Source organism: Limosilactobacillus reuteri subsp. simiae (genome assembly GCF_020784875.1).
Lineage (GTDB): Bacteria > Bacillota > Bacilli > Lactobacillales > Lactobacillaceae > Limosilactobacillus > Limosilactobacillus reuteri_H.
Window position 1 is genome coordinate 1 of record NZ_JAJGUI010000110.1, and the last position, 24715, is coordinate 24715.

Annotated in this window: 24 protein-coding genes; 10 read left to right on the forward strand and 14 right to left on the reverse strand. The window is 37.8% G+C overall.

The window, feature by feature from the left end:
- Positions 1–276 precede the first annotated feature (276 nt).
- The 3 genes from LMC10_RS07660 to cls all read left to right on the forward strand — a co-directional run bounded on the left by LMC10_RS07660 (position 277) and on the right by cls (position 3610).
- Positions 277–780 (forward strand): O-acetyl-ADP-ribose deacetylase, encoded by a 504-nt coding sequence (locus LMC10_RS07660; protein WP_229269391.1) that lies wholly within the window; start codon positions 277–279, stop codon positions 778–780.
- Positions 781–880: 100 nt separating this feature from the next.
- Positions 881–2041: an MFS transporter gene (locus LMC10_RS07665; protein WP_229269392.1), complete on the forward strand. Its 1161-nt coding sequence runs from the start codon at positions 881–883 to the stop codon at positions 2039–2041.
- A gap of 75 nt (positions 2042–2116) precedes the next feature.
- A complete protein-coding gene (gene cls, locus LMC10_RS07670; protein WP_003669264.1) occupies positions 2117–3610 on the forward strand; it encodes a cardiolipin synthase in 1494 nt (497 codons plus the stop codon).
- A gap of 54 nt (positions 3611–3664) precedes the next feature.
- On the opposite strand, the gene LMC10_RS07675 is transcribed toward cls, so the two are convergent.
- From LMC10_RS07675 to LMC10_RS07705, 7 genes are all read right to left on the reverse strand, one after another.
- On the reverse strand, positions 3665–4369 hold the full coding sequence (locus LMC10_RS07675; RefSeq protein ID WP_229269393.1) for a MerR family transcriptional regulator: 705 nt from the start codon (positions 4367–4369) through the stop codon (positions 3665–3667).
- A 109-nt stretch (positions 4370–4478) separates the two neighbouring features.
- Positions 4479–5402: a cysteine synthase A gene (gene cysK / locus LMC10_RS07680; RefSeq protein ID WP_229269394.1), complete on the reverse strand. Its 924-nt coding sequence runs from the start codon at positions 5400–5402 to the stop codon at positions 4479–4481.
- Between the two features lie 5 nt (positions 5403–5407).
- Entirely contained in the window at positions 5408–6235 is an 828-nt protein-coding gene (locus LMC10_RS07685) for a homoserine O-acetyltransferase/O-succinyltransferase family protein (protein ID WP_102816510.1), read from the reverse strand.
- Positions 6236–6475: 240 nt separating this feature from the next.
- Positions 6476–8404 carry an ABC transporter permease gene (locus LMC10_RS07690; protein ID WP_229269395.1) on the reverse strand — a complete coding sequence of 643 codons (1929 nt, stop codon included), beginning with the start codon at positions 8402–8404 and terminating at the stop codon, positions 6476–6478.
- Complete coding sequence (locus LMC10_RS07695) at positions 8404–9159, reverse strand: ABC transporter ATP-binding protein (protein ID WP_016496470.1); 756 nt, start codon at positions 9157–9159, stop codon at positions 8404–8406. Before LMC10_RS07695 ends, LMC10_RS07690 begins: the two co-directional genes overlap by 1 nt.
- 112 nt (positions 9160–9271) lie before the next feature.
- The gene (locus tag LMC10_RS07700; RefSeq protein WP_229269396.1) at positions 9272–10252 is read right to left on the reverse strand and encodes a sensor histidine kinase; all 981 of its coding nucleotides are present in this window, start codon (positions 10250–10252) and stop codon (positions 9272–9274) included.
- Entirely contained in the window at positions 10245–10964 is a 720-nt protein-coding gene (locus tag LMC10_RS07705) for a response regulator transcription factor (RefSeq protein WP_229269397.1), read from the reverse strand. The genes LMC10_RS07700 and LMC10_RS07705 overlap by 8 nt, the downstream gene beginning before the upstream one ends.
- A gap of 79 nt (positions 10965–11043) precedes the next feature.
- On the opposite strand from LMC10_RS07705, the gene LMC10_RS07710 reads away from it, so the two are divergent.
- On the forward strand, positions 11044–11886 hold the full coding sequence (locus LMC10_RS07710) for an aldo/keto reductase (protein WP_229269398.1): 843 nt from the start codon (positions 11044–11046) through the stop codon (positions 11884–11886).
- Positions 11887–12141: 255 nt separating this feature from the next.
- Positions 12142–13362, forward strand: a complete 1221-nt coding sequence (locus LMC10_RS07715; RefSeq protein WP_229269399.1) for an IS110 family RNA-guided transposase — start codon at positions 12142–12144, stop codon at positions 13360–13362.
- 289 nt (positions 13363–13651) lie between these two features.
- On the opposite strand, the gene pnuC is transcribed toward LMC10_RS07715, so the two are convergent.
- Both pnuC and greA read right to left on the reverse strand, forming a co-directional pair.
- Complete coding sequence (gene pnuC / locus LMC10_RS07720; protein ID WP_011953584.1) at positions 13652–14404, reverse strand: nicotinamide riboside transporter PnuC; 753 nt, start codon at positions 14402–14404, stop codon at positions 13652–13654.
- Between the two features lie 250 nt (positions 14405–14654).
- Entirely contained in the window at positions 14655–15152 is a 498-nt protein-coding gene (gene greA / locus LMC10_RS07725) for a transcription elongation factor GreA (RefSeq protein ID WP_229269400.1), read from the reverse strand.
- Positions 15153–15258: 106 nt separating this feature from the next.
- Here greA and LMC10_RS07730 point away from each other — a divergent pair, with 106 nt between their 5' ends.
- Together LMC10_RS07730 and LMC10_RS07735 are read left to right on the forward strand one after the other, a co-directional pair.
- Positions 15259–16380 (forward strand): hypothetical protein, encoded by a 1122-nt coding sequence (locus LMC10_RS07730; protein ID WP_229269401.1) that lies wholly within the window; start codon positions 15259–15261, stop codon positions 16378–16380.
- Positions 16381–16402: 22 nt separating this feature from the next.
- A complete protein-coding gene (locus tag LMC10_RS07735; protein ID WP_229269402.1) occupies positions 16403–16729 on the forward strand; it encodes a hypothetical protein in 327 nt (108 codons plus the stop codon).
- A 56-nt stretch (positions 16730–16785) separates the two neighbouring features.
- Here the strand turns inward: LMC10_RS07735 and LMC10_RS07740 are convergent, their stop codons facing one another.
- Genes LMC10_RS07740 through LMC10_RS07755 form a run of 4 tightly spaced genes read right to left on the reverse strand, consistent with a single transcriptional unit; the run spans position 16786 to position 19346 of the window.
- The gene (locus LMC10_RS07740) at positions 16786–17010 is read right to left on the reverse strand and encodes a hypothetical protein (protein ID WP_003664967.1); all 225 of its coding nucleotides are present in this window, start codon (positions 17008–17010) and stop codon (positions 16786–16788) included.
- A gap of 13 nt (positions 17011–17023) precedes the next feature.
- A complete protein-coding gene (locus tag LMC10_RS07745) occupies positions 17024–17530 on the reverse strand; it encodes a YbhB/YbcL family Raf kinase inhibitor-like protein (protein WP_229269403.1) in 507 nt (168 codons plus the stop codon).
- Positions 17531–17565: 35 nt separating this feature from the next.
- Positions 17566–18348, reverse strand: a complete 783-nt coding sequence (locus tag LMC10_RS07750; protein ID WP_229269404.1) for a tyrosine-protein phosphatase — start codon at positions 18346–18348, stop codon at positions 17566–17568.
- A 29-nt stretch (positions 18349–18377) separates the two neighbouring features.
- Entirely contained in the window at positions 18378–19346 is a 969-nt protein-coding gene (locus LMC10_RS07755) for an SGNH/GDSL hydrolase family protein (protein ID WP_229269405.1), read from the reverse strand.
- Positions 19347–19540: 194 nt separating this feature from the next.
- Between LMC10_RS07755 and LMC10_RS07760 the strand changes: the two genes are divergently transcribed.
- Genes LMC10_RS07760 through LMC10_RS07770 form a run of 3 tightly spaced genes read left to right on the forward strand, consistent with a single transcriptional unit; the run spans position 19541 to position 23227 of the window.
- On the forward strand, positions 19541–20719 hold the full coding sequence (locus LMC10_RS07760) for a galactokinase (RefSeq protein ID WP_229269406.1): 1179 nt from the start codon (positions 19541–19543) through the stop codon (positions 20717–20719).
- Between the two features lie 26 nt (positions 20720–20745).
- Positions 20746–22197 (forward strand): UDP-glucose--hexose-1-phosphate uridylyltransferase, encoded by a 1452-nt coding sequence (locus LMC10_RS07765; RefSeq protein WP_229269407.1) that lies wholly within the window; start codon positions 20746–20748, stop codon positions 22195–22197.
- Positions 22198–22234: 37 nt separating this feature from the next.
- On the forward strand, positions 22235–23227 hold the full coding sequence (locus LMC10_RS07770; protein ID WP_035155412.1) for a LacI family DNA-binding transcriptional regulator: 993 nt from the start codon (positions 22235–22237) through the stop codon (positions 23225–23227).
- A gap of 75 nt (positions 23228–23302) precedes the next feature.
- On the opposite strand, the gene LMC10_RS07775 is transcribed toward LMC10_RS07770, so the two are convergent.
- On the reverse strand, positions 23303–24634 hold the full coding sequence (locus tag LMC10_RS07775; protein WP_229268889.1) for an ISL3 family transposase: 1332 nt from the start codon (positions 24632–24634) through the stop codon (positions 23303–23305).
- Positions 24635–24715 lie beyond the last annotated feature (81 nt).

Genomic DNA, 24715 nt, shown 5'->3' on the forward strand with positions numbered 1-24715 from the left:
AGGGGTAATTACATCATATCAGGAACGATTTCCTGTGTACATAAAAACCGGATGATGAATTGTTCAAACAATTCATCATCCGGTTTTTATTTTGGACTAGGAGTTTTTTCCCAGCCTCTTATTAATGAAAATAAGTGATTACCGTTTCAATATTTCTGATAGCTATAATAACGGACGTGATTTTGGGATTGGCTTTGTGACTGCAATTAAAAGTATTGCATTTGTAGCGTTAATTTGGCTATATCCACAGTTTAAAAAACGAAAGGGGTGATTTTATTGTCAGTAATTAACGTGATCAAAGGAGATATTACCAAAATAAAAGTTGACGCAATTGTTAATGCCGCTAATACAACTTTAATGGGTGGCGGTGGTGTAGATGGTGCGATTCATCGAGCAGCTGGCCCAGCGTTATATGGTGCCTGTGAAAAATTTCATGGATGTCCAACTGGAGAAGCACGGATAACTGGCGGTTTTAACTTGCCAGCCAAATTTATTGTTCACACGCCTGGACCAATTTGGCATGGTGGTGATAAGGGGGAAGATCAATTGTTAGCCAATTCTTATCACAATAGCTTACTGTTGGCTGATAAACATTTATGTCGAACAGTTGCCTTTCCTTCCATCAGTACAGGAGTGTATGCTTTCCCACTAGAAAGGGCAGCAAAAATTGCGATTAAGACGATTAAAGATTTTCTCCCGACTGCTAATTATGTTGATCAAGTAACGATGGTTTGCTTTGATGATAAAACCTTTGCTGCTTATCAATCACAACTTTATTAAGCTAAATAGTTCAAAACTATTGGAAATTAATTGTTAAACGTTTATAATTTTCTGGATTGACTTTTTCCAGAAAATTTTTTGTTTTAAAAGGAGGTTTATTGTGAAGCACGCTAAATTACGATCGTTCACTTTTATTCTTGTTGCATTTATGCTGGGATGTAATGAGTTTATGGTTGTGGGTGTTTTATCAGATATTGCACGGAGTTATCATGTCCCGCTTTCCACAGTTGGTTTTTTGGTGACAGCTTTTGCAGGAGTTTATGCGATTAGTACGCCAATTATTACTACCTTAACTAGCAATTGGAATCGATATAAGCTTCTTATGCTATTAATGACTATCTTTTTTGTGGGTAATACTTTAACTGCGATGGCACCAACACTTGGCTGGCTCCTATTTGCACGAATTATTACTGCTGCCGTCGCTGGAACCATTATTTCATTAATTAACTTGTTAGTTAGTATAATTACACCAATGGACAAGCGGCCAATGGTTCTAGCGTGGGTCGGTGCAGGTTTTAGTATTGCGTCGGTCATTGGGGTTCCTCTTGGTACAACCATCGCAACGTTACTTTCCTGGCACGATAGTTTTTGGATCATTTCGGGATTAACATTAATTGTATTTGCATTGTTAGCCTGGCTTACTCCTCGTGATACACCTCAAGTTAAAGGGAGTATTTTAGAACAATTAGCATTATTAAAAGATCACCGTGTTTTATTAGGAATCGGAATCACGGTGGCTGTCTTAAGTCTCCAGTATACTTTCTATACTTATGTTCGACCGTTAATTACTACTGTGATGGGCTTTAGCTTAACTAGTTTAAATTGGCTGCTGCTTCTTTTAGGAGTAATGAGTATTATTGGTAACGAAATTGCTGGGATAGTTGCGAGTCACAATGGGGTTCAGAAATTACCATTTGTCTTTATTCTCATGACAATTTTAAGCCTTGTTCTTGGGATAGCATTAGGAAATAAGATTACAGGAATGCTTGTTCTAGCAGCTCTTTGTGTCGTTGTAATTATATATGGAACAACTATTCAACTGGTATTTATTAGTGTGGCAGAAAAAGAATATCCGCAGTCATTAGCTTTAGCAACATCATTAATTTCAATTTTTGCTAATGTTGGAATTTCACTTGGATCTTTCACGGCTTCGACTACTGTTAACTTTGCTAATTTAACGATGCTTGGCTATGTAGGTGCGGTTTATGGACTTTTAGCGATCGGCTTATCTCTTGTTCTTTGTCGTTTTTATCGAAAATAATCTCTGAACCTGCTGAAAAGTAAGCAAATAATGGCTATAATGAATCAGTAATACTACTAGGGAGATTATTAAATTATGGATATTGTTTGGACATGGGATGTTGTTCGCCGAATTATTGAAGTCCTATGGTTAATTAACATTGCTTTTGCAGTATGGACCGTTTTTCGTAGTCGTCGGGATATTGCATCAACTTGGGCATGGCTATTAGTCTTAACTATTTTGCCAGTAGTTGGATTTATCCTATATCTTTTTGTGGGACGACAATTATCCCATGATGAGATATTTAGTATTCAAGATGAGCAAAAACAATTACGGACTAAATATCTTGAAAAGCAACGAAAACTAAGTGAAGAACATGAATTAATGCCAAAAGGAAGCCGGTTGTCACGCGATCGTCAGTTGGTTAACCTTTTTTTGAGTTTGAATGATTCAGTAGTAACCTTTAATAATAAGGTTCACGTATTTATTGATGGGAAAAAGAAGTTTGATAAGTTAATTGATGATATAAATCATGCAACTGATCATGTATATATTGAATACTATTCCTTTTATGCTGATAATCTAGGGAAACGGGTGTTGGCAGCCTTAGAAGATGCAGCTGCACGGGGAGTAAAAGTCCGTGTTCTCTACGATTTAAGTGGATCTCATGGAACTACTTTCAAATTTTTTAAGCATTTAGAAGAGTTGGGTGGAGAAGCGCAAGCATTTATTGCTGCGGCTAAAGCTTATTTTCAAACGCCACGGTTAAACTACCATCTTCACCGTAAACTAGCTATTATCGATGGCAAGATTGGTTACATTGGTGGATTCAATATCGGTGATCAATACCTTGGCGAAGATCCTAAATTTGGTTATTGGCGTGATACCCATCTCCGCGTCGTCGGGCAAGCAACGATGATGATGACGGTGCGGTTTGCGATGGACTGGAATACAACCTGTCGAAAAACTCATAAAAAGAAAATTGACCTTGAAAAAGAATTTAAGAATTTTGAACTGGTTGCACCAGATGGCGATCCGGATGAGGTTCCAATGCAAATCGTATCTTCTGGGCCGGATAATGAAAATTATTCGATTAGACGAGGATATGAATCAATTATTAGTTCGGCGCGAAAATATGTTTATATTCAATCGCCATACCTTATTCCAGAAGATTCAGTGTTGGAAGCATTAGTAATTGCCGCAAGAAGTGGAATTGACGTCCGAATTATGATCCCATGCATGCCTGATCATCCATTTGTTTATCGGGCAACGGAATATTATGCTAAATACTTGGTGAACAATGGGGTAAAAGTTTACAAGTACGATAATGGCTTTATTCATTCAAAGACGATGGTTAGTGGGAGCAACATTGCTTCTGTTGGTTCGGCAAATATGGATTACCGTAGTTTTAGACTTAATTTTGAAGTCAATGCATTTGCGTACAATGAAAAACTAACAGCTCAGTTAAAGAAAGACTTTGAAAATGATATGAAAAAGAGTACTTTACTTACTCCTGAGTATTTTGCTAATCAATCAAAGTGGCGGAAATTCAAGCAATACTTTTCTCGCTTGCTTTCACCAATTTTATAAAGAATCGAAAAATGACCAAGAAGCAGAATTTTATGTGCTCTTGGTCATTTTTCATTAATGATATTCTTCAATACAATAATTTTTTTGATGGCACTTATTGCATGTAAGATACCTTGTGTTAGGGGTATGACGTGCAAAAAGCCAATTACTAAACGAAACTCTAAATTGGTGAGAACAATGAGGACAAATATAGCAAGTATGATGGTAATAATTTATAGTAATACACCAAGTTAAAGCAACTGTAATAAGGATTCCTAATAATAACCATATCAAATTTCCTTGATAAAAAAGAAAGTAAAGAATACTGCCCCAAAGAATGAAGTCGATACCGATACCAATAAGCAACATTTTAATTCGTAGCTGTTTTAACTTCTTTGTTTTTTTGATTTTATCAAAAATGCTTTGACTAATATTTCCTGGGAAATCAGAATGTTTATTTAAAAAAGTTTCTAGTTGAGATAGACTTGCTAATTGTGCTGAAGCATCTCTGATTTCTTGCTGAATTTTACTTCGTTGGTTAATAATTAGACTTTGTAGGGTATTATTGTCAGTGTCATTAATAATCTGTTGAATATCTTTTAAGCTGAATCCTAGTTGTTTATAAATTAGAATTTCTTGAAGTTGTTTAAGGTCTCGATCATTATAATGGCGCAATCCGTTTTCAGTTCGTTTAGCATGAAGCAACCCACGGCGGTCATAGTATTGGATTGTCCTGATTGAAACATTACATTTTTTTGCTAATTGACCAGTCGTATACATATTGACCACTCCTTTCATACTATCAAGTGTAGCTAATGACGTAAGGTCGCGGTCAATAGAAAAAAGGAAAGAGATTAAAAATATCTTAGTCTCTTTCCTTTTTAAACTTTTAGTAATTAAACAATTCTGTTGAAAGGTAACGGTCACCGCCATCGGGAGCAACAGTAATAACTTGCTTACCCTTACCAAGCTTTTTGGCGACTTCAATCGCACCTTTGATATTAGCACCAGCTGAGATACCAACAAGAATTCCTTCTTGATGACCAACTTCACGTGCCATCGTAATAGCGTCATCGCTCTTAATTTCAAGGATTCCGTTGTAAACATCAGTATCAAGAACTTTCGGGATAAAGCCAGCACTGATCCCTTGAATTTTGTGCTTGCCACCTTTTCCTTCTTTTAATACTGGAGATTCTGCTGGTTCAAGAGCATAAACCTGAACATTAGGATTAGCTTTTTTCAATGCATGACCAACCCCAGTAAGTGTTCCTCCAGTACCAACCCCAGCAACAAATGCGTCAGGAATATCATCGCCAAATGCGTCAAGAATTTCTTTTCCTGTAGTTTTTTCGTGAATTGCTGGATTTGCTGGATTGTCAAATTGCATTGGCATAAAGTAGCCTTTTTCTTTAACTAGTTCTTCTGCTTTTGCAATTGCACCCTTCATTCCGTCGGCACCGGGAGTAAGAATAAGTTCGGCTCCATAACCTTGCATGAGTTTCCGGCGTTCAACACTCATTGTTTCTGGCATGGTGATGACAAGATGGTATCCCTTAGCAGCGGCAACCATGGCTAAACCAACCCCAGTGTTTCCAGAGGTTGGTTCGACAATTGTACCACCTGCTTGTAATTTACCGGCTTTTTCTGCTTCCTCAATCATGGCAAGAGCAATCCGATCCTTAATTGAACCACCAGGATTAAAGAATTCAAGTTTTACATAGATGTCTGCTGCATCTTCAGGAACAACGCGATTTAACTTAACAATCGGAGTGTTACCGATTAAATTTACGATTGAATTTGTGATTTTCGTCATATTAATTACTCCTTTACAAATTGTTGTGTAGCTATGTGGTCCGCAACTGAATGAAGCCAATTATCAAAGAACACTCGTTGGGTAGTTGCCCAGCTAAATTCGGGATCTTTCATATGAAGCGGATCGCGAAAGTAGTTTTGCGGCTTGATATACTCAACGCCGGGATTAGCATTCCGTTCTCGTAAGTATTCCTTTAAAAGGGCATCCTTTCCGTATTCAAGATGGGAGAAAAGAAAGTATTGGTTCTTTTCTCGAGCGCGGAACGAGAATAGAAAGTTATTTTTGGTCACAGCATTAATAACTAATCGTGGATCTTTCATAATCTTGTCAATATCGAGTTCGGCATAACGAGCGTGGGGAGCAAGAAAGCCATCAGGTAATCCTTTTAAGAGGGGGTCTGGCGCGCGCAAATAATTATGGAAGACTCCAAAAATTTTTTCAGGTAATTGAAATTTGGGAATATCATAAAGGTAGTTAGCAGCCGCCATCGCTCCCCAGCACACGTAAAGTTGCGGAATGTTATTGGCAACTAATACGTCAATCAGTTGATGAATTTCATCAAGATACGTAATTTCTTCAAATGTAAGTTGTTCGATTGGCGCGCCGGTGATAATAAAAGCATCCATTGTAGCAACTTGTTTTAAATCTAAAGGCTGGGAAATCTCTTGAACAAGGTCAGGGACAGGGCGAGAAGTATAGTGTGTTTGCGGGTAAAAGTATTGTACATCAACATTGTAGGGTCCCTCAGAAAGTACTTTTGTAAATCGCAGTTGAGTATCTACTTTGTCATGCATTAAGTTAAGAATTCCTATTCTTAATGGATCTGCCGTCATGAAATCACCTCGATATAATCTAAATCAAACTAAAAACTGTCACTAAACAATAACATAGATTAATCACGCCTAAATAAGGGCAGTTTAATCTGTCATAAACAGTTTAGCAACAGCTTGTAAGTTTTTCTATGATGGTGGTGTTAATAAGAATCATGAACGACATCTCCTCATTTATCGGCCGTACTTATTTATAGTAATTAAAGTGTAACCGTTAAAATAAGAAATGTCAATTTATTGTACTTAACCTTGCTCAACGATTTTACGATACATCCTGGTAGTAAGTCCATAAATAGCAAAGTAAAGGCATAAGAGGACAAGAGTGATTGAGACGGCAATTATCGCCATCAATCGAACATTATAGAAATTAAATTGAATTAGAATTTGCCGAATTGCAGGGATCGCAAAGCAAAGATTAATTATTGCACCAACTACTGGCAACATGAAGACCATCAATACTTGACTATGAATACTCTTGGTTGTTTCTTTCTCACTTAAACCAACTTGTTGCATAGTCTTAAAGCGATATTGATCTTCATAACCTTCAGTAATTTGTTTAAAGTAAATTACAACAGTTGTCGTGATTCCTAGGGCAAAGCTAATGAGAATTCCTAAAAAGACGATTCCGCCATAGAGACTGGTCAATTGACTACGAAGGTTTGTCCGGGAAGAATATGCTTGGTTTGGCAAGTGAAGCTGGGCTTGAAGATCATTTTCAAAGTTAAGATGAGCTTTCTTATTGCCGTTTAAGCGATAATTAATTCCTGTGAAGTTAATTGTGGCAGTGTTTGCCGGAAGCTTATTTGTGATTATAAAAATTGGCGAATAAATAGCGTGACTTGGATTGAAGTAGTAGTTAAAGTCATGGATAGGAGTAGCTTGGTATTTTTGCGAACCAATCTGTAAAGTACCGCGATGTTCTTTAGCGGGAGAATAAATCAAAGCCCTATTTGCTGCTAATTTAACATGTTTATCCGCAATCCGATTATAAGTTGCTGTCGACATGGTAATGACCGTATTGGTAGTTTGATTAGTCATATCCTGTAAATCACCCTGGTTGATGAAATGATTATTTTCCCAGTAGCCGTATTGCGGAGCGCTCGTTGTAAAGGTAACAGGCTTATTAAGTTGAGCATGGTGTTTTTTGGCAACAGAATTGATAGTCGATTCTTGTTGTGCAGTAAGTTTCTGCGAGGTGATAATTGTAAGGTCGCGTGGGGCATAAGAATTGACCGTATCATTAATGCCGGCATACATAGTTAAAGATGTAAATAAAATTACAAGGACAGAGCTACAGAGTAAACAAATCGTTGCAAGACTAGCACCATTTTGTTCCATCCGTTGTAACATTCCGGAAACCGCGATAAAGTGGCGAGGGCGATAGTAATATCCTTTATTTTTTTGCAGGAGTTTAAGGACAATGATGCTACCAGCAATAAAAATGAGGTATGTTCCAATCACAACTAAGAAGACGGCAGTCATGAATGTTGTTAAAGCAGATATCCGCGGCTTAACCGTAATTGTAAGATAATAGGCGTAGGCAAGGACTGCAACACCCAAAAGGCCGGCAAAAGTAAAGAACTTACCATGACGCGCGATTTTAGTTTGTTGGGGATGCCATAATTCATTTGGATTTAGCCGGAATAGTTTGATCAGATCAATGACCATTAAAATTAAGAAAAAGCCACCAATGATGACGATTGTATTTATCACCGCGCCCCATTCAATCCAAGGTTGAGATAAATGATCGATTTGCAAGAGATGAGCAAAGCCAAGAAAAGCGAGTCGATCAAAAATAATTCCAAATAAAGTCCCAAGAAAAAGGCTGATTACTAAAAGATAGCACTTTTCAATCACTGTTAGCACTTGTAAGTTACGTCTCGTCATCCCCAACATACTATAAAGACCCATTTCTTGTTGACGCTGTTGCCATAAGAAGCGATTGACATAGATCATAAACGCAAGTGTTACAAGGATAATAAAAGTTGATCCTGTTTGCATTAATGCTTTAGTAACTGCCGCGCTTGGCAAATCTTTAAGACTGCGATTAATTTCAACTGCCTTAAAAATATAGTTAATAGCGACTAGCATTGTCATTGATATGAGGTAAGGGATGTAAACTTTAAGATTACGCTTAAAGCTCGAATTAATCAGTTTGAAAAAGAGCATCATTATTCACCGCCATTCGTTAAGGTCATCATTGTCTGACTAATTTGTTGTTGGTAGTCTTTAAGTGAAAGATCACCACGATAGAGTTCATGATAGATTCGGCCATCCTTAATGAAGAGTGTGCGTTTAGCATGACTAGCAGCCGCGGCACTGTGCGTAACCATAATAATTGTTTGACCGTTAGCATTAACTTCATCAAAGAGTTCAAGAATTTCGTTACTGGTGTTTGAATCTAAAGCTCCAGTAGGTTCGTCTGCGAGAAGGAGGTCTGGGTGGGTAATTAACGCCCGGGCAATGGCAATTCGCTGTTGCTGACCACCAGAAATTTCACTAGGAAAACGATCAATAATTTTATTAATACGTAAGCGATCAATTAAAGGCTTAATCCGTTCTTCCATCGTTGCAACCGGAGTTTTTGCTAGAACAAGTGGTAAGTAAATGTTGTCGCGATTTGAGAGACTATCAAGTAAATTAAAATGCTGGAAAACAAAGCCGAGGTGTTCCCGTCGATAGCGTGCTGCATCGTCCTTGGAAAGTTGCCGGAGATCTTGGCCATTAAGGATTGCTTGTCCGTTAGTTGCTTGTTCTAAAGTTGCAATTATATTTAATAAAGTACTTTTACCAGCACCAGATTCTCCCATAATTGCAACATACTCTCCCTCTTCAACTTTAAAGGTAATATCTTTTAAGGCCATTACTGGATTAGCGGAGTTAGGATTATAGACGCGTTGAACGTGTTGAAGGTTTAATAATGTCATAGTAATTTTCCTTTCTGGTAGAGAACTAATTTTGATTATGTCTTAATTATAAAAAGGTTCTGTGCAACTTCCCACTTACGGAAGTGTACAGAACCTTACAGTTTTGTAAGAATTAGTTTGATGATCTGATATTATCTGGTAAGAAAGATAGAATAGCTGTTGTTCCCTTAGATTGAACTGATGAGATGCTAACCTTGAAATTTAAGTGCTCAGTGACTTTTTTAACAAGGTACAATCCCATCCCGGTAGCAGCAGTTGTTCGGTGCCCATTTTTTCCGGTAAAACCATTATCAAAGATCCGCGGAAGATCATTCATTGAGATACCGCATCCATGATCAGCGATCCGCAAAGAATTCATTTCCCAGGAAATATTGATTGTACTATTAGGAGCTGAGTATTTAATTGCATTTGAAAGTAGTTGTTCAATGCAGAACCGCAACCATTTACGATCAGTGAGAACCTTAATTCCGTCTAAGTCTGTTAATTCTGGAATTAATTGCTTATGAATGAAAACGGCAGAATTTTGTTGCAAAATATTATTAATTAAGTTAGCAATATCAATCCATTGAAAATCGTAATCATGATTATTAATTGCTAGTCGTTCGTCATTTAACAACAAGTTGAGATAATAGTTAGCTTGGTGGATATTCTTTTTTACTTCTGTACTTGCAACAGTTGGTGAATTTTCTGCCGCGGCATTAAGACTTGTCAAATAGTTTTTAATTTCATGAGTAAATAATTCAAGGTGCTCAAGTTGTTCGTGCTGGGTTGCTTGTAACTGACGGATTGTGTCAATGTTTTTTGCTTGTTCATCTTGTAATAATTCAACAAGTTTTCCCTCAGTCATATTGGTAGGAGTGAATTTATCAAGCTGAAAAATATTTAAATGGCGCAATCGATAATATTTAATTGCACCACTACCGATAAGCCACACTATAAAAAAGGGAAGAGAAAAGCGAATCACATCGCCCCAAAAAACAGTTGGGAGATTATATAAGATTACTAAAAGCCCAATCAGCCCTAAGAGAAAAAGATAGCCAATAGTAGGAAAAAGGATTGAGCGCCAGAATAATTTGAAATAACGTTTATTCATTGTTTTCCACCAATCGATAGCCAAGACCACGTTCTGTGTGAATGCATTTTCGTAAACCGATTGTACTTAGCTTAGTTCTTAAACGACTAATATTAACATTAAGGGTGTTCTCATTGAGGTATTTGCCACCTTGCCATAACCATTGAAGTAATTGCTCCTTAGAAACGGTTTTATTACGGTGACTGAGTAAAACTTGTAGCATAGCACCTTCAGTTGGAGTGAGCTGGGCAGTACCGTTTTCGTTTGTAAGAATATTAGTAAGGGGATTGAATGAATTGTGATCCCACATTATTTCTTCTGTATCAGTCGTTTGCTTATTCCGCCGTAACAAAGCTTGAATTTTAGCTAAAAGCACCGTCATTGTAAATGGCTTCATAATATAATCATCTGCACCCGCGGCTACTGCATGCATGACATTGGTATCAATCTCAGCTGCAGAAATAACTATAATCGGCACTTGACTATGTTTACGAACCTCTTGAATCCAATAAAAACCATCGAACGTCGGGAGAGTAATATCAAATAAGACAAGATCTGGTTTTGCAGCAATAATTTCATTTGCAACGTTCTGCCAATCCTTAACTGTGATGACATCATGTTGCCATTTATTTAATTCTTGAGTTGTAGAATGGATAATATCAGAATTATCTTCAACGATGAATATTTTAGCCATAATTATTTCCCCGTAAATAGATTTAAGCTCATCATACATTAGTTTGTTCAGAAAAGAAAATTTTGATATTGACAATCCTAAATTGCTGATTAAAGATAAGGAAAGGAAGTGATTTTTAATGGATATTAAGGACAACCTATTGACTCTTGCTGATGGAAATAAAATGCCTCAAGAAGGTTTTGGACTTTATAAGGTAGATGGACAAGAGACAATGAATCAAGCAGTCAAAAAGGCATATGAAGATGGGTATCGGCTTTTTGATACGGCTCAGTTATATGGAAATGAGCAAGAAGTTGGGACGGCTTTTAAGCAATTAGATATTCCGCGCGATAATATTTTTGTGACAACTAAAGTAGCAGAAGAAAATCAAGGTTACGATAAGGCCATTGAATCTGTCAAAGAATCCTTACATAAATTACAAATGGATTACGTTGATTTGTTACTTGTTCACTGGCCAATTGAACGATCATTTTTTGATACCTGGCGGGCCTTTGAAGAAATGAAAAAAGAAGGGCTTACTAGGTCAATTGGTGTAAGCAACTACCAAATGATTCATCTTCAATATTTGGCAACCCAAGCAAATGAAATGCCGGTTGTTGATCAAATCGAGTTGCATCCGCTATTAACGCAAAAACTATTATTACAATTTAATCATCAACATCAAATAGTAACGCAAGCGTGGAGTCCATTAGGGCGGGGAGCAGTTCTCAATGAACCAGTATTAAAAGATATTGCTGCTGCTCATAATAAATCCACCGCGCAAATTATACTGCGGTGGCATCTCCAGAATGGTGTTTCTTTTATTCCTAAGTCAGTTCATGAAGAGCGAATTGCCCAAAATGCTGATATTTACGATTTTGAACTTAACACCCAAGAAATGGCGAAGATAGATGCCTTAAATGCTTATCATCGTACTGGTCGTGAACCAGAATTAGTTTATGAATACAATAAACAATATTAAACAAAAAAACAACCTAAGATTAGTTCAGGACAAAAATAATTCTTGTCCTGGACTTTTTTGTTATTCTGAAGATAGAGCTAAGATCGATCATGCTCCCAAGGACTTCGAGTCCGTATTATAAAATGATCTCCGCTATCTTTGATTTGATATTTTGCTTTTAGGCTGTGGAACTACGAGTTCGAGTATTTAGGAAATGAAGTACAAATCTAGGATAGCGGCTATATCTAGCTCTATTTATAGAAAGGAAGTTTTTTTATGGCTGATATATTTGCCTTGGATGTTTCAATGGGAAAAAGCTACTGTGTCTGGTATCGAGGGAAATACTGTTTAAAAGAGTTTTCTTTAGTACACACGAAAGCGGGGTTTAATGCTCTACGAGATATGATTGAGAAAGCTCAGAAGCCAATCATCTACTTTGAAGCGACTGGAATTTATTCGCGAGTAATTGAACATTTTTGTGAGACCAATGGTCTCCGCTTTTGCCGTCTTAATCCGCTAGAACTTCATTTAAAGTCCGAAAGTCTACGACGAGTTAAGACTGATCAGAAAGACGCTCACCGGATTGCGCTCACTGTCCAGGAAAATACTTTTCGATTAACAGTTCCTTGGAAAAAAGACTATCTTCAGCTACATGAGCTTAGTCGGTTCTATAATCAACTCAACACTGATTGGAACTATCGTCTAAATCATCTTCATACTGCACTTGAACAAGTTTTTCCAGAACTTAAGCAATTATTTGTAAATAGAACATCTAAATTAGCATTGAATATCGTGGAGCTTTTTCCTCATCCAGCACTAGTTAGGCCTTATTCGAGAGTTAAATTAAAGAATATTCTAATGGCATCTACAGATAAACGAATATCTAAGATGAAAGCTTATAAGTATGCCGATCGATTAATCGATCTCGCCCAAAAATCATATCCGGCTGTTTCTAGTGATGCCATTCAGGTTGATGAAGTTCGCTACTATGCTCGCCAATTAATTGCCTTAACCCGTAAAAAGGAAGAGGTTATCAAGCGGATGGAATCTATTGCCCAGCGCTTGCCAGAGTATATCCTATACTGCTCTTTTCCGGGAATTGGGAAACAAACTGCGGCTCAATTAATGGGAGAATTGGGCGACATTAGTCGCTTTGCCAATGCTAATCAGCTTAATGCCTTTGTCGGAATTGATATTCGTCGTTACCAATCTGGAACCTATTTAGGTCAAGATCACATTAATAAGCGTGGAAACCCGATTGCCCGTAAGCTCTTATATTTTACTGTAGGTAATATGATCCGCCAACAACACGCTAATTCTAATCATATTGTTGACTATTACTATCGTTTAAAAGAAAAACGACCTCATCCAAAACTGAACAAGGTCGCCATGGTAGCTTGTATGAATAAAACTCTGAAATGTCTCTTATCCATGATTAAGCACCATGAAAAATACCACTATCGGTATACGGACTCAATGGTCCCTGTGAAGGCATAATCACCTCACAATTTTAATATACCACTAATTCTCGATTTTTGAAGAAGAACCGGGTTGTTTAGTATACTCTTCTTTTCTAAATATTTTTCTTGACTAATCGTAGGAACAGGGAGCGAGACAGAAGTCACTCGTGACTTCGTTTTTCGACGCGAAGCTAGCCTCTGGGAGCCCCCGCAAGCAACAATGGCCTCTAACGTTCGGTGTTGCCGGACGTTAGAGGCCATTGTTGTACTGCGTATTTGCTTTTTATGAAAGTAACTTAACTTATGTCACAGTCCCGTTTTTATATTTATTCTAAGCCCAATTCTTTGGCATAGGCTGCTTCTTCCTTACTGAGGCGTTGACGTTCACGTTCGTTGTACCATGGTGAAATGGTAAAGGCGAGAACATCATTAATAAGGTAAATTGAGCTGTTAACGGCCATTGCTAAAGTGGCAGATCCTTGCTTGTAAGAAACAAACCAGAGTACTAGTTGTGCAAGACCAGATGCAAGCCACCAGAAATATTGATTGTTAAAACGCAAGAAACAAATAACACCGGCGGAAAGACTAATGGAAAAGCTGATTGCATCAATCCATGGCCGTGGATCGTCGGTAAGATGACCGATTAAATAACCAGAAACAAAATAAACGATAATTGTTGCAATGATGGCAACGGTCCATGAACGAGCATTGAATTTGCGGATCTTTGATGCCATGTTAACATTCCAGTTTGCGGAAAGTAAAACTGGTAAATCGAGGGTAATAACATAGGCGATTTGTTCGGCAATACTTAAATAATTTTTAGCACTAAAACCAGCAATGATGAAACATAATGCTGATAAAATACCTAAGAAACCATTTACCGACTTTGCAGCATTAATTGCCAAAACGCAAAGTACTCCAAGCGTGGTTCCAATAAATGTAATGACAGTTACCCACGTTATTGGAGCACTAACTAAAGTCATTACCTGACAGCCGAGACTGAAAAAGAATAGGTAATAATTTTGTTGTGGCCAGCCCTTTAATTGGTGGGCAAGAAATTTAAAATAATCGCTAATCATTAATATAACTCCCTCTACTATATGTTGTGCAATATTGTAGTTACTGCCGGCTAGTAACACAAGATATTGTGGATGCTAAAAAGCAACGTTTAATAGTATACCGGGTCAAAATCAGGGATGCAATACCCTAAAGTTTATTTAATCGGCTGCTTAGATTAAGTAAAGGCCGGAAGATTAACTCTATCGTTGAAAATAATAAATTTAAAAATTTCCTTTAGCAGATTATGGAGCATTGAATGACTTATCAATGCTATACTTCAACTTTAACAATTTTAACTTTATATGAAGATTGTGGAGCTTCAACAGTTACAGTTATCCCAGCTGTTTGGTGAAGAAGTGCTTGACCGAGGGGGGAATCAAAGGAGATTTTTTGTTTGGCAAGATCAGCTTCCTGTTTTCCCACAATATGATAAGTTTCTTGTTCATGATCATCCTCAAATTCAACTGTCACGGTTGTCCCTAAATCAATAGTATGATCATTCTTGGGAGTCACAATTTCAGCATATTGAAGTTGTTTATTGAGATACCGAAGCCTACTCTCAAGGTGACGTAACTCACGCTTAGCAGTACTATATTCCGTATTTTCGGATAAGTCACCAAGCGCACGGGCTGCTTTTAATTGTTCAATTTTTGCGGGCCTTTGCTGTTGTAATTTTGCAATTTGTTCTTCAATTTCATGATAGCCATTTGCAGTCATTTTTTGAAAATAGACATTTTTCATTGCTTCTTGGATCTTTTTTCGTTGCATTGGTATAGTTTCTCCTTATCGATTAGCAATCTTATTATATTTACTAGATATAATTATGATATGATAGAAAGGAAAATTCAATTTGGAGACGGAGGATATATAGATAATGAACGAACAAGAACAACATATTGACCAGTTTCTTACTTCGTCCAACTATCATCAGTTATCTGCTAATCAGCAAAAACATGCACAGGATATTTTGACGCGTTTTAATAACCAGATGGCAAATGATCAGCATTTGACCGATACTACTTGGACACCAGAAGCAGTAAAAGCGGTCATGGTCGGGGAATTCATCGCTGATCCAGCACTAACTAATCAATTTGGAATTGCGGTTGTTCCAGTTTTGCGAGCTTATCAAGAATTTTTGAAAGTTGAAAATCTTGCGGAAGTTGTAAAAGCAATGGAAGAACAACGAACAAAGATGAACGAGTGTCGGAAAGCACATAAGACGTGGGCACAATTACATGGGGATGCGGAGAATGACGAAGCAGAAGCAACCCCGGTTCAAGCAAGTCCTGCTAAAAAAGAAATTACATGGACACCTGAGAAGTTCAAGGATTTATTAGCAAATGTACAACAAGCTATTAAGTCCGCTTCCCAATTCAATAATCTTGAATTAGATGATGTTGAGTTGAACTATGTTGTGCAAGAGTTCTTGGAATTAATGGTACAAGAATGCAATGAATATCCAGGTCAATGGACTTTCAGCAACTTGCAACGCGTATTGGGCATGATGATGCCATTAGATCCACATATTTCAATTAAGCAAATTCATAACATTGTACCGAGCGCGCAGGCCTTGTTTGAATACTTGAAGCAAAATGATTATATCAACATGGATCAATACAAGTTGGGCTTAAAGGCAATTGCTAATATGCAACCATCAGAAGACATGCTTGCCTCATTAAATCGTGATGAGCGGGAAACACAATTAGTTTTATCATTCATCAATAGTAATGGTATCGATACTGATGATGCAGATGTGGCAGAAGCATGGATGGACGATCATAAGCAGGAAGTTGCTGACTTTATGCGTGGCCTCTTGAATCCATGGGGCGAATATGAACGTAAGCGCCTGCTCAAGCGTCAACGCGAAATGCAACAAAAGCAACAAGTGGCTAAGAATAGCGATAACCAAGTTGATTCACAATTAAAGCGGAAAAAGAAGTCCCTTCAAGGAATCAAGTTTAGTAAAAAGGCTCGGCGAAAATTACGTCGCCATTAATTTTTTAGAGGAGGAATCCATAATGAGCGTTGAAATTCCAGAAAATATGGAAGAAGTAGCAATGCAGCTGGCTCAACATCAAGTACGTGGTGAGCAAGTTGACGAAAAGGCTGTTATTCAAAATGCTGTTCGGGATATACTCCAAGCATTTTTTGATGAAGCTCTTGAAGGCCATTACGATGATGTTAAGTGGGATGGGGATGACTTAGTCGTTACGGATATTATGGGTGATGAAGTAGGACGTATTCAACCACAATCGAGCTCATTTATTGATGACTTTAAGAACGATGCTGACTCATTAATTGAACGGCTTGAAAATGCGACAGCCAAAATTGTTGGTGGTCGTTAAGATTTTTATCGAAATAGAAAATGACCCGTGGAAAATTCCGCGAGTCATTTTCTATTTTAAAGACGATTTTTAATTTCGTAGGGTTTTGATTTTTCGTGTTCAGCTGGTAAGGCATCCTTAGCGTAAAAAATTGCGTATTCTTTATCGTTAGGATCTTTAGCGATGACAAGTTCGTCATTGTGACGTGCTTGTTTAAAAATTTGTCCCTTCCGAACAGCTTCATTATAGTCATGAATATTAGCGACTGAATCGCCTGGATTAAAGAAAATTCTTGTTTCCATTATAAGTTCCTCCTCATGAACGACTTGGCAAATCGATTTGTGCTTTTGCTAGAATATGACCCTTGGCCGCATGGATAAAGTCATTAAGCCAGTATTTATTTTCTAAGGGTAAAGTATCATCTAACGCAAACACCATTAAAGTATAATCATGAGTTTTGTCTGGAGGTTGTGGACCCACATAACCACTAGTTATCAATGGGTTTCCATTAACCAACGAGCCGGCATTGCTATTATTTCCCTGAACAAATTTATCTGCTAATTCTCGACTAGCATTTGCAGGAATATCTGTTAACGTTGCTGGAATGTTGGCAGCTAACCAGTGGATCCAAGTAAAGCCACAGACAGGGGTTGAGTCATAATCAACAAAGACGAGTGCAAATGTTTTTGTATCTGCTGGTGCGTCGGTAATTTTAATTGGAAATGACTTAATTGGATGGTCAGCTAACATATCAGTTGCTGGCGCATATTTACCATATTCATCTGCTAACATCCCATTAATTAATGGTACTGAGATTTGCATAAAAATTCCTCCTTATAAGACAATTATAATCGAGCCTAATCTAAATACAATTTTCGTAAATCTTTTATTTCGGTAGGCGTAATATCAAGGTAATTATTAAGATATTGGTTAACGTTTCCGTAATTTTGAGTAATGCTTTTGATTGCTGTATTTAGGTAATCAGGAGCTACTGAGGCAAGGGCAGCCCGATTTGTCACTAGTGCCTCGCTGGCTCCATGATTCCGCATGTCTTGCAGCCAGTGATTACGAAACTCCTGAGTAACAGTATTCGTTAGCAGATAATCTTCCATAATAATCTTTTGCTCAACTCCGAGGGCACTAAGAATAAGATAAGCAGCCATCCCTGTCCGATCTTTACCAGCAGTACAATGAAATAGCAAGGCACCGCGTTCATTATTCAATAAGAGATTAAATAATTTCTGGTACGCTTGCTTGGCTGAAGTAGCCGTGGTCATTCGGTGATAAACATCAATCATATGATGATACCCGTTTCCAGGTTGTTGCATCTGTGCGGCGATTTCTTCATCACTATGCGAGGCGTCTGTTTCGTCGGCTTCGAAAACAGGCAAATGATAATACTTTGCTTGGGAAGGCACTCGATCAGGGTCTTTCTTTACTTCATCGGGAGCGCGAAGGTCGATATCTAGAGAAATGGGAATATTATCTAAAATAGTGAGATCATTTTGATCTAAATGAGCAAGTGAGCCTGTGCGAATAAGCCGATGCCATTTAATTTGATGCCCATCTGCTGTTGGATAACCTCCAAGATCACGAAAATTATAGCCATTCTTTATTGGAAGTAAGCGTTGGTTAGCCATGAGAATCCTCCTCGTATTAACTCTTATTACTATTGTACACTGAATTGAGGTAAAAGAGGTTGTAAAGCTTGAGCAAGCATTTTTCCTTCAGCGATAGCGCCAGCTTGATCAGGATGGAGCCCATCAGTGAAACTATGGGACCAAGTTTTGGTTTCAATTATTGAACAGTTATGTTTAATGGCAATTTTTCGAATCTCAGAAGCAAAAGTCTGGCTAAAAGGAATTATGATTGCTAAAGGAGCATGGGGAAAGGTTAGCTTAACTTGCTGGATAAAAAGGTCGAAAGCGGCAATAAATTGAGTTAAAGGGAAACGACGGTCATTAACACCTAAATTAATCACGGTGAGATCAGGATGATTAGGCGTCCATAATGTTTGATTATCAATTTTTCCTAAAAAGACGTCGGCAGTTGGTACCCCGCCAGTAGCAGGCCTTAGCACTCCTCCAGCAGAGTAGGCTATTCGAACACTATCGACGTTAAGCAGATCTGCACAGATTCCGGCATAGTTAGTTTCTGGCCGATAGTCAGCGGCAGGATGATTGCCAACTACCCAGCAACCGGCCGTAATTGAATCACCGATAAAATTGACCAGAGGACGCTGCGGGGCTGCCATAATTTTGCCGCTGTCGAGATAAATATTTTTAATTGCAAAGCCTTCATTGTCTTGCCACACTTCATCAATGTCGGTATTACCGGCTGCCATTATTTCGATGGTATGTAATGTCGAATCAAGTGGAATATCAATTTTTCCTAAGCTAGCTTGTACCCGTTGCCACTTTCCGTCATCAATTCGAAAGGCAAACACTTGGCTAGGAGATAGGAAATTTTGATTTGGCAAAACAGTAATTTGACACTCTTTAGCATCTGAAACCCTAAAACGAAGGTAGCTGCCAAGGTTAGTCGTGTATAAAGTGGGCATATTATTAATCTTTTTAACGGTCCAGCGTCCCGTACGTGAAGCAAATTTAATTAGATCAGTTGGTTGGTAGTTCTTCATTTAAATCCTCCAATTATTTATGACTAGTGTAGCATTAAAGAAGAAATTGTGTATATCATTTCTTGTTCTGTGTAACCGTTTTCTTCGTTGTATTGAATTATTTGTAAGCGCTTATTGACGAGGTGGTTAAAAAGTAGTAAATTATATTTAGTAAAAGTTTACTAATGTTTGTTTGATGTATGGAGGTTATTCTGATGGATAAGCAACAATTTTTAGCTGAATACCAAGATGTATTTAAGGAACCGGGGAAGGATGTATTTTTCTCACCAGGACGGATTAATGTGATCGGGGAACATACTGATTATAATGGCGGTCATGTTTTCCCATGTGCAATCAGTATTGGAACCTATGGGGTATATGGACCGCGTGAGGACACAACAGTCGCCATTTACTCAGCTAATTCAGCAAAAGAAGAAGACAGTAAGATTATTACTTTTGACATTAATGATACAGAACCGCAAAGTGCTAAAGATGAAAAGTGGGTTAACTACTTTAAGGGGATGCTTGTTTATCTAAAGCAACGTGGTTTCAAGATTGATCACGGATTTAACTTATACATCCATGGTTTTCTTCCTTATGGTTCAGGCTTATCGTCATCAGCATCAATTGAAATGTTGATGGGAAATATCTTGAAGGATGAATTTAATCTTGATATTGATGAAATTGAATTAGTTAAACTTGGCCAAAAGACTGAAAATGATTTCGTTGGTCTTAATTCCGGAATCATGGACCAATTTGCTGTCGGAATGGGTAAAGAAAATAATGCAATTTATCTTGACTGTAATACTCTTGAATATAAGTACCTGCCACTTGAACTTGGTGACTATGAAATAGTTATCATGAGTACTAATAAGAATCACTCCTTAGCTGGTTCTAAATACAACGAACGAGTTCAAGAATGTGAAGAAGCAGTTAAACGCCTTAACAAGAAACTAGATATTAATAAGTTGGGTGAATTAGATTCCGATACATTTGACCAATACACTTATTTGATTGATGATGATACATTAATTCGTCGTGCCCGTCATGCAGTTAGTGAAAATGAACGGACAAAGAAAGCCATTGATGCAATGGAGAAGGGTGATCTTGAAGAATTAGGCCGCCTAATCAATGCTTCTCATGTATCACTTAAATACGATTATGAAGTGACTGGTAAAGAACTTGACACCTTAGCAGAAAACGCATGGGATCAACCAGGCTGCCTTGGAGCTCGAATGGTCGGCGGTGGGTTTGCCGGCAGTGCGATTGCTATTGTTAAAAAATCTGAAGCAGATAACTTTAAGAAGAACGTTGGCAAGATTTATCGTGACAAGATTGGTTACGATGCCAGTTTCTATGATGCTGAAGTTGTTGATGGACCACATAAGCTTTAATAGTATTTTAGTGGGGGAATGAGAAAATGAAGTTAATGGAAAAGTTTGCTGACCAAGTGATTGCTAGTGGAACTTATGAACCACTCGACCGGATCTATGTCTTAAACAAGATTCGGGGCTTTGTTGGTGATGAAGATGTTGAAGCTAAAGATAATGAACCAGTTGTTAGTCAACTTGTTGATTTAGCTGTTAAACGCGGCAAAATTGATGATGGTCAAACTGCTAAGGAAATTTTAAACGATCAGCTTTATGATTTGATGACCCCAACGCCATCAGTAGTTAATCATAAATTCTGGGAAAAGTACCAACAATCTCCATCAAGTGCGACTGATTGGTTCTATAACTTATGTACTAGCAACGACTATGTTAAAGTAGCTGCTATCAAGAAGAATGTGGTCTTTGATAAACCAACTAAGTACGGCAATCTTGAAATTACCATCAATCTTTCAAAGCCAGAAAAGGATCCCAAAGCAATTGCAGCGGCTGCTCATGATACCGCTAAGAAGTACCCACAATGTGCCCTTTGCATGGAAAATGAGGGTTACAAGGGACGTCTTGGACAGGCAGCACGAAGCAACCACCGTATTATTCGAATTACAGTAGGCGGGCAACAATGGGGATTCCAGTATTCTCCATACGCTTACTTCCACGAACACTGTATCTTCCTTGATAGTAAGCATGAGCCAATGGAGATTAATCGGCAAACTTTAATTAACTTAGTTGAAATTGAAAAGCAATTCCCAGCTTATTTCGTTGGAAGCAATGCGGATTTACCAATCGTTGGTGGATCAATGCTTGCTCATGAACACTACCAAGGTGGTAAGCATATTTTCCCAATGATGAAAGCCTCTATTAAGAAAGAATTGTACTTTGATGAATATCCAGCTGTTAATGCAGGAATCGTTAACTGGCCAATGAGTGATATTCGTTTAACTAGTACCGATACCGAGCAACTAATTGATCTTGGTACACATATTATTAAGGTATGGGATCAATACAGTGATGAAAGTCTTGATATTAAGGCTTTTGATGGTGAAACTCGTCATCATACTGTTACCCCAATTATGCATCGGGAAGGCGATAAGTTTGTTCTTGATTTAGTTTTGCGGGATAATAATACTAATGATGAATATCCACTCGGAATCTTCCATCCACATGAAAAGCTATGGCATATTAAAAAGGAAAATATTGGTTTAATTGAAGTGATGGGTCGAGCAATCTTACCAGCGCGTCTTAAGGATGAATTAAATGAAGTTAAGAAGTTTTGGCTTGGTGCTGAAAATAAGATTGCAGATAGTCATCTTCCATGGGCAAAAGAAGTTCAGTCAAGGATTAATATCACCGAGGATAATGTCGATGAGGTTATGGAACAAGAACTTGCTAATGTCTTTGCCAATGTTTTGGAAAATGCGGGAGTCTTTAAGGATAACACAGCTGGAAATGAAGGTTGGCAACGATTCGTTGATGCTTTAAAATAGTTTTAACCTAAAATGAAGAAAGGGGCGCTGAAGCAGTATGGCAGTAACATTACATGATATCGCGGATAAAGCAGGGGTATCTATTGCAACTGTATCGCGAATTTTAAATAATGATGTGACGCTTTCTGTAAATGAAAAGACACGTCAGCGAGTGTTAGCCACTGCCGAAGAGTTTAACTATACTAAGCATAAACGAGCACGTAATAACCAAGTACAACGAGTAGCTGTTGTTCAATGGTATTCTCTTACACAAGAATTAGATGACCTATATTACATGGCGATTCGGATGGGAATTGAACGAGCAGCGCAACAACAGGGACTACAGACTGTTCCAGTTTACCAAAATAATATGGAAGAGATTCCTCGTGATGTTACGGGCATCATCGCGATTGGAAAATTTAGTGATTCGCAAGTTCAAGCATTGCGGTTAGTAACTTCTAATATTGTGTTTGTTGATTACGATAGTTTGGCTGCCGGTTATGATTGCTTAGTACCGGACTTTGAAAATGCAGTGCGGTCAGTTATTTCAGAATTTGTTAGCGAAGGGATTAACGATATCGGTATGTTGGCAGGAACTGAAAAGACAACGGACCAACAAATTGTTCCTGATTTACGGCGATTCTATTTTGAAAGTAACTTACGTCAACAAAACCTTTATCATCCAGAATTTATATTTGCTGGCAACTACACCTCGATGTCAGGATATAATGCGATGAAAAAGGCAATTGCGACGCTTGGTGACCGTATGCCGCATGGAATCTTTGTAGCAAATGATCCGATGGCGGTTGGCGCACTTAAGGCGATTCAAGAAGCCAAAATCAACGTTCCAAATCGAATCGCCTTGATTAGTTTTAACGATACGGCAATCGTTAAGTACGTTTATCCAAGCATGTCAGCAGTACACGTTGCCACTGATGAAATGGCACATGCCGCAGTTGATATGATGATTAAACGGCTGCAGAATCCGAATAATGACCCATGCAAGACAGTTGTCGGAACTCACTTGATCAAACGGCAAACAACCCGATAGCATATGAAAAATGATTCAGTTTTGATAGTAAGGCTCTTTGTCAAGAAGTACTGATGAGAAAATAAAATAATTTTACTAAGCAGCTTGTGCCTGGACTTTGGCATGAGCTGTTTGTTTATTTCGCCAATTTATTGCGATATAGGTATTTGGTAATGCAAGAAGAATTCTAATCCGGAAATTAAAGAAATTACGAAAGCCATAAGCAGTTCGTTTAATAACTTTAATTTTATTATTGGTTCCTTCAACAGGACCGTTTGTATAGGTGTCATATTTGAAACTATTATAGATTTCTTGTTTATGACTACGAAGGGTACGCTGAACTTTCTGTAGTGCTTGCGGAAGGTGTGTCCATTTAATTACGAGTAAGTTTTTTAATTCTTCCTTCCTACGATGAGCAATCGCCATAATTAAGTCTTGATAGTATTCATAAGCTTTTTTTAACTCATTATCAAAACTTAGGAGACGGTGAATAACTTCAACATCGGTTAATTGAGCGTAACTAAAGTTACGTCTTGACCAATAATTATTATATTTAAGCTCATTAGCAGGTGTTAAGAGTAATTTCCAAAAATGCTTAAGTGCACGCCACTCATGAGTGGCAGCACCAGCACGATTCATTACTTGAATCCTGATTTTATTTAATGCACGATACGCTTGAGCAACGATGTGAAAATGATCAGCGATAATTATAGCGTGAGGGAAGAGTTCATGAATTAAGTGACGATATGGAGTGTATAAGTCAACTGTTACTGTTTGAACTGCTAGGCGTGCTGAACGGTCATATCGAAGAAAGTAGTTCCGCAAATAACTATTTTTTCGTGACAGGATAATGTCAAGTGTCCGTTTATTTTCAATGTTCATTAGAATCATACTCATTCCACTGGGCGCAAAGCGACCAGATTTAAAATCATCAAAAGCAATATGGCGAGGCAACCAATGATAGTTAGGTTTGAAGAATTGATCAAGGTTTGTAATGACTCGTCTAATTGTCCAGTTCGAGACATTTAGTTCTTTGGCTAAATCACTTTGTGATTCATTTTTCGTCAGAAGCATCATGGCTCGTTGTTTTATCGCCAAAGAGATATGATCATGATAATTAATATCTCTAACAGCCGCTAATTTAGTAATTACTTCAGGACAAGAAGAGGAAGCTTTACAGATATATTTTTGCTTTTTAATCGACCAGATTGTTGGTTTAAAGTGAAGTTCTGGTCCCAAGCAATTAACTGTTTTATAGCCATTCTTACACATTAAATGTCCACATCGTGGGCAATGCATAGGATAAGTTTGGATAAGATGGACAATGATTTGATTAGGTTGATCTTCAATTGGATTATCAAAGTTCTTTTCATCTAGTTTGAGATAGGGATCTTTAATTCCTAAGATAGTTCTGATAGAATTGTTCATGAAAGATGGTCCTTTCTTAACGAAGACGGGGTCCAACCATCTTTCGCTTTTTTATTTTAAATTTTAAACAAATAAAGCACT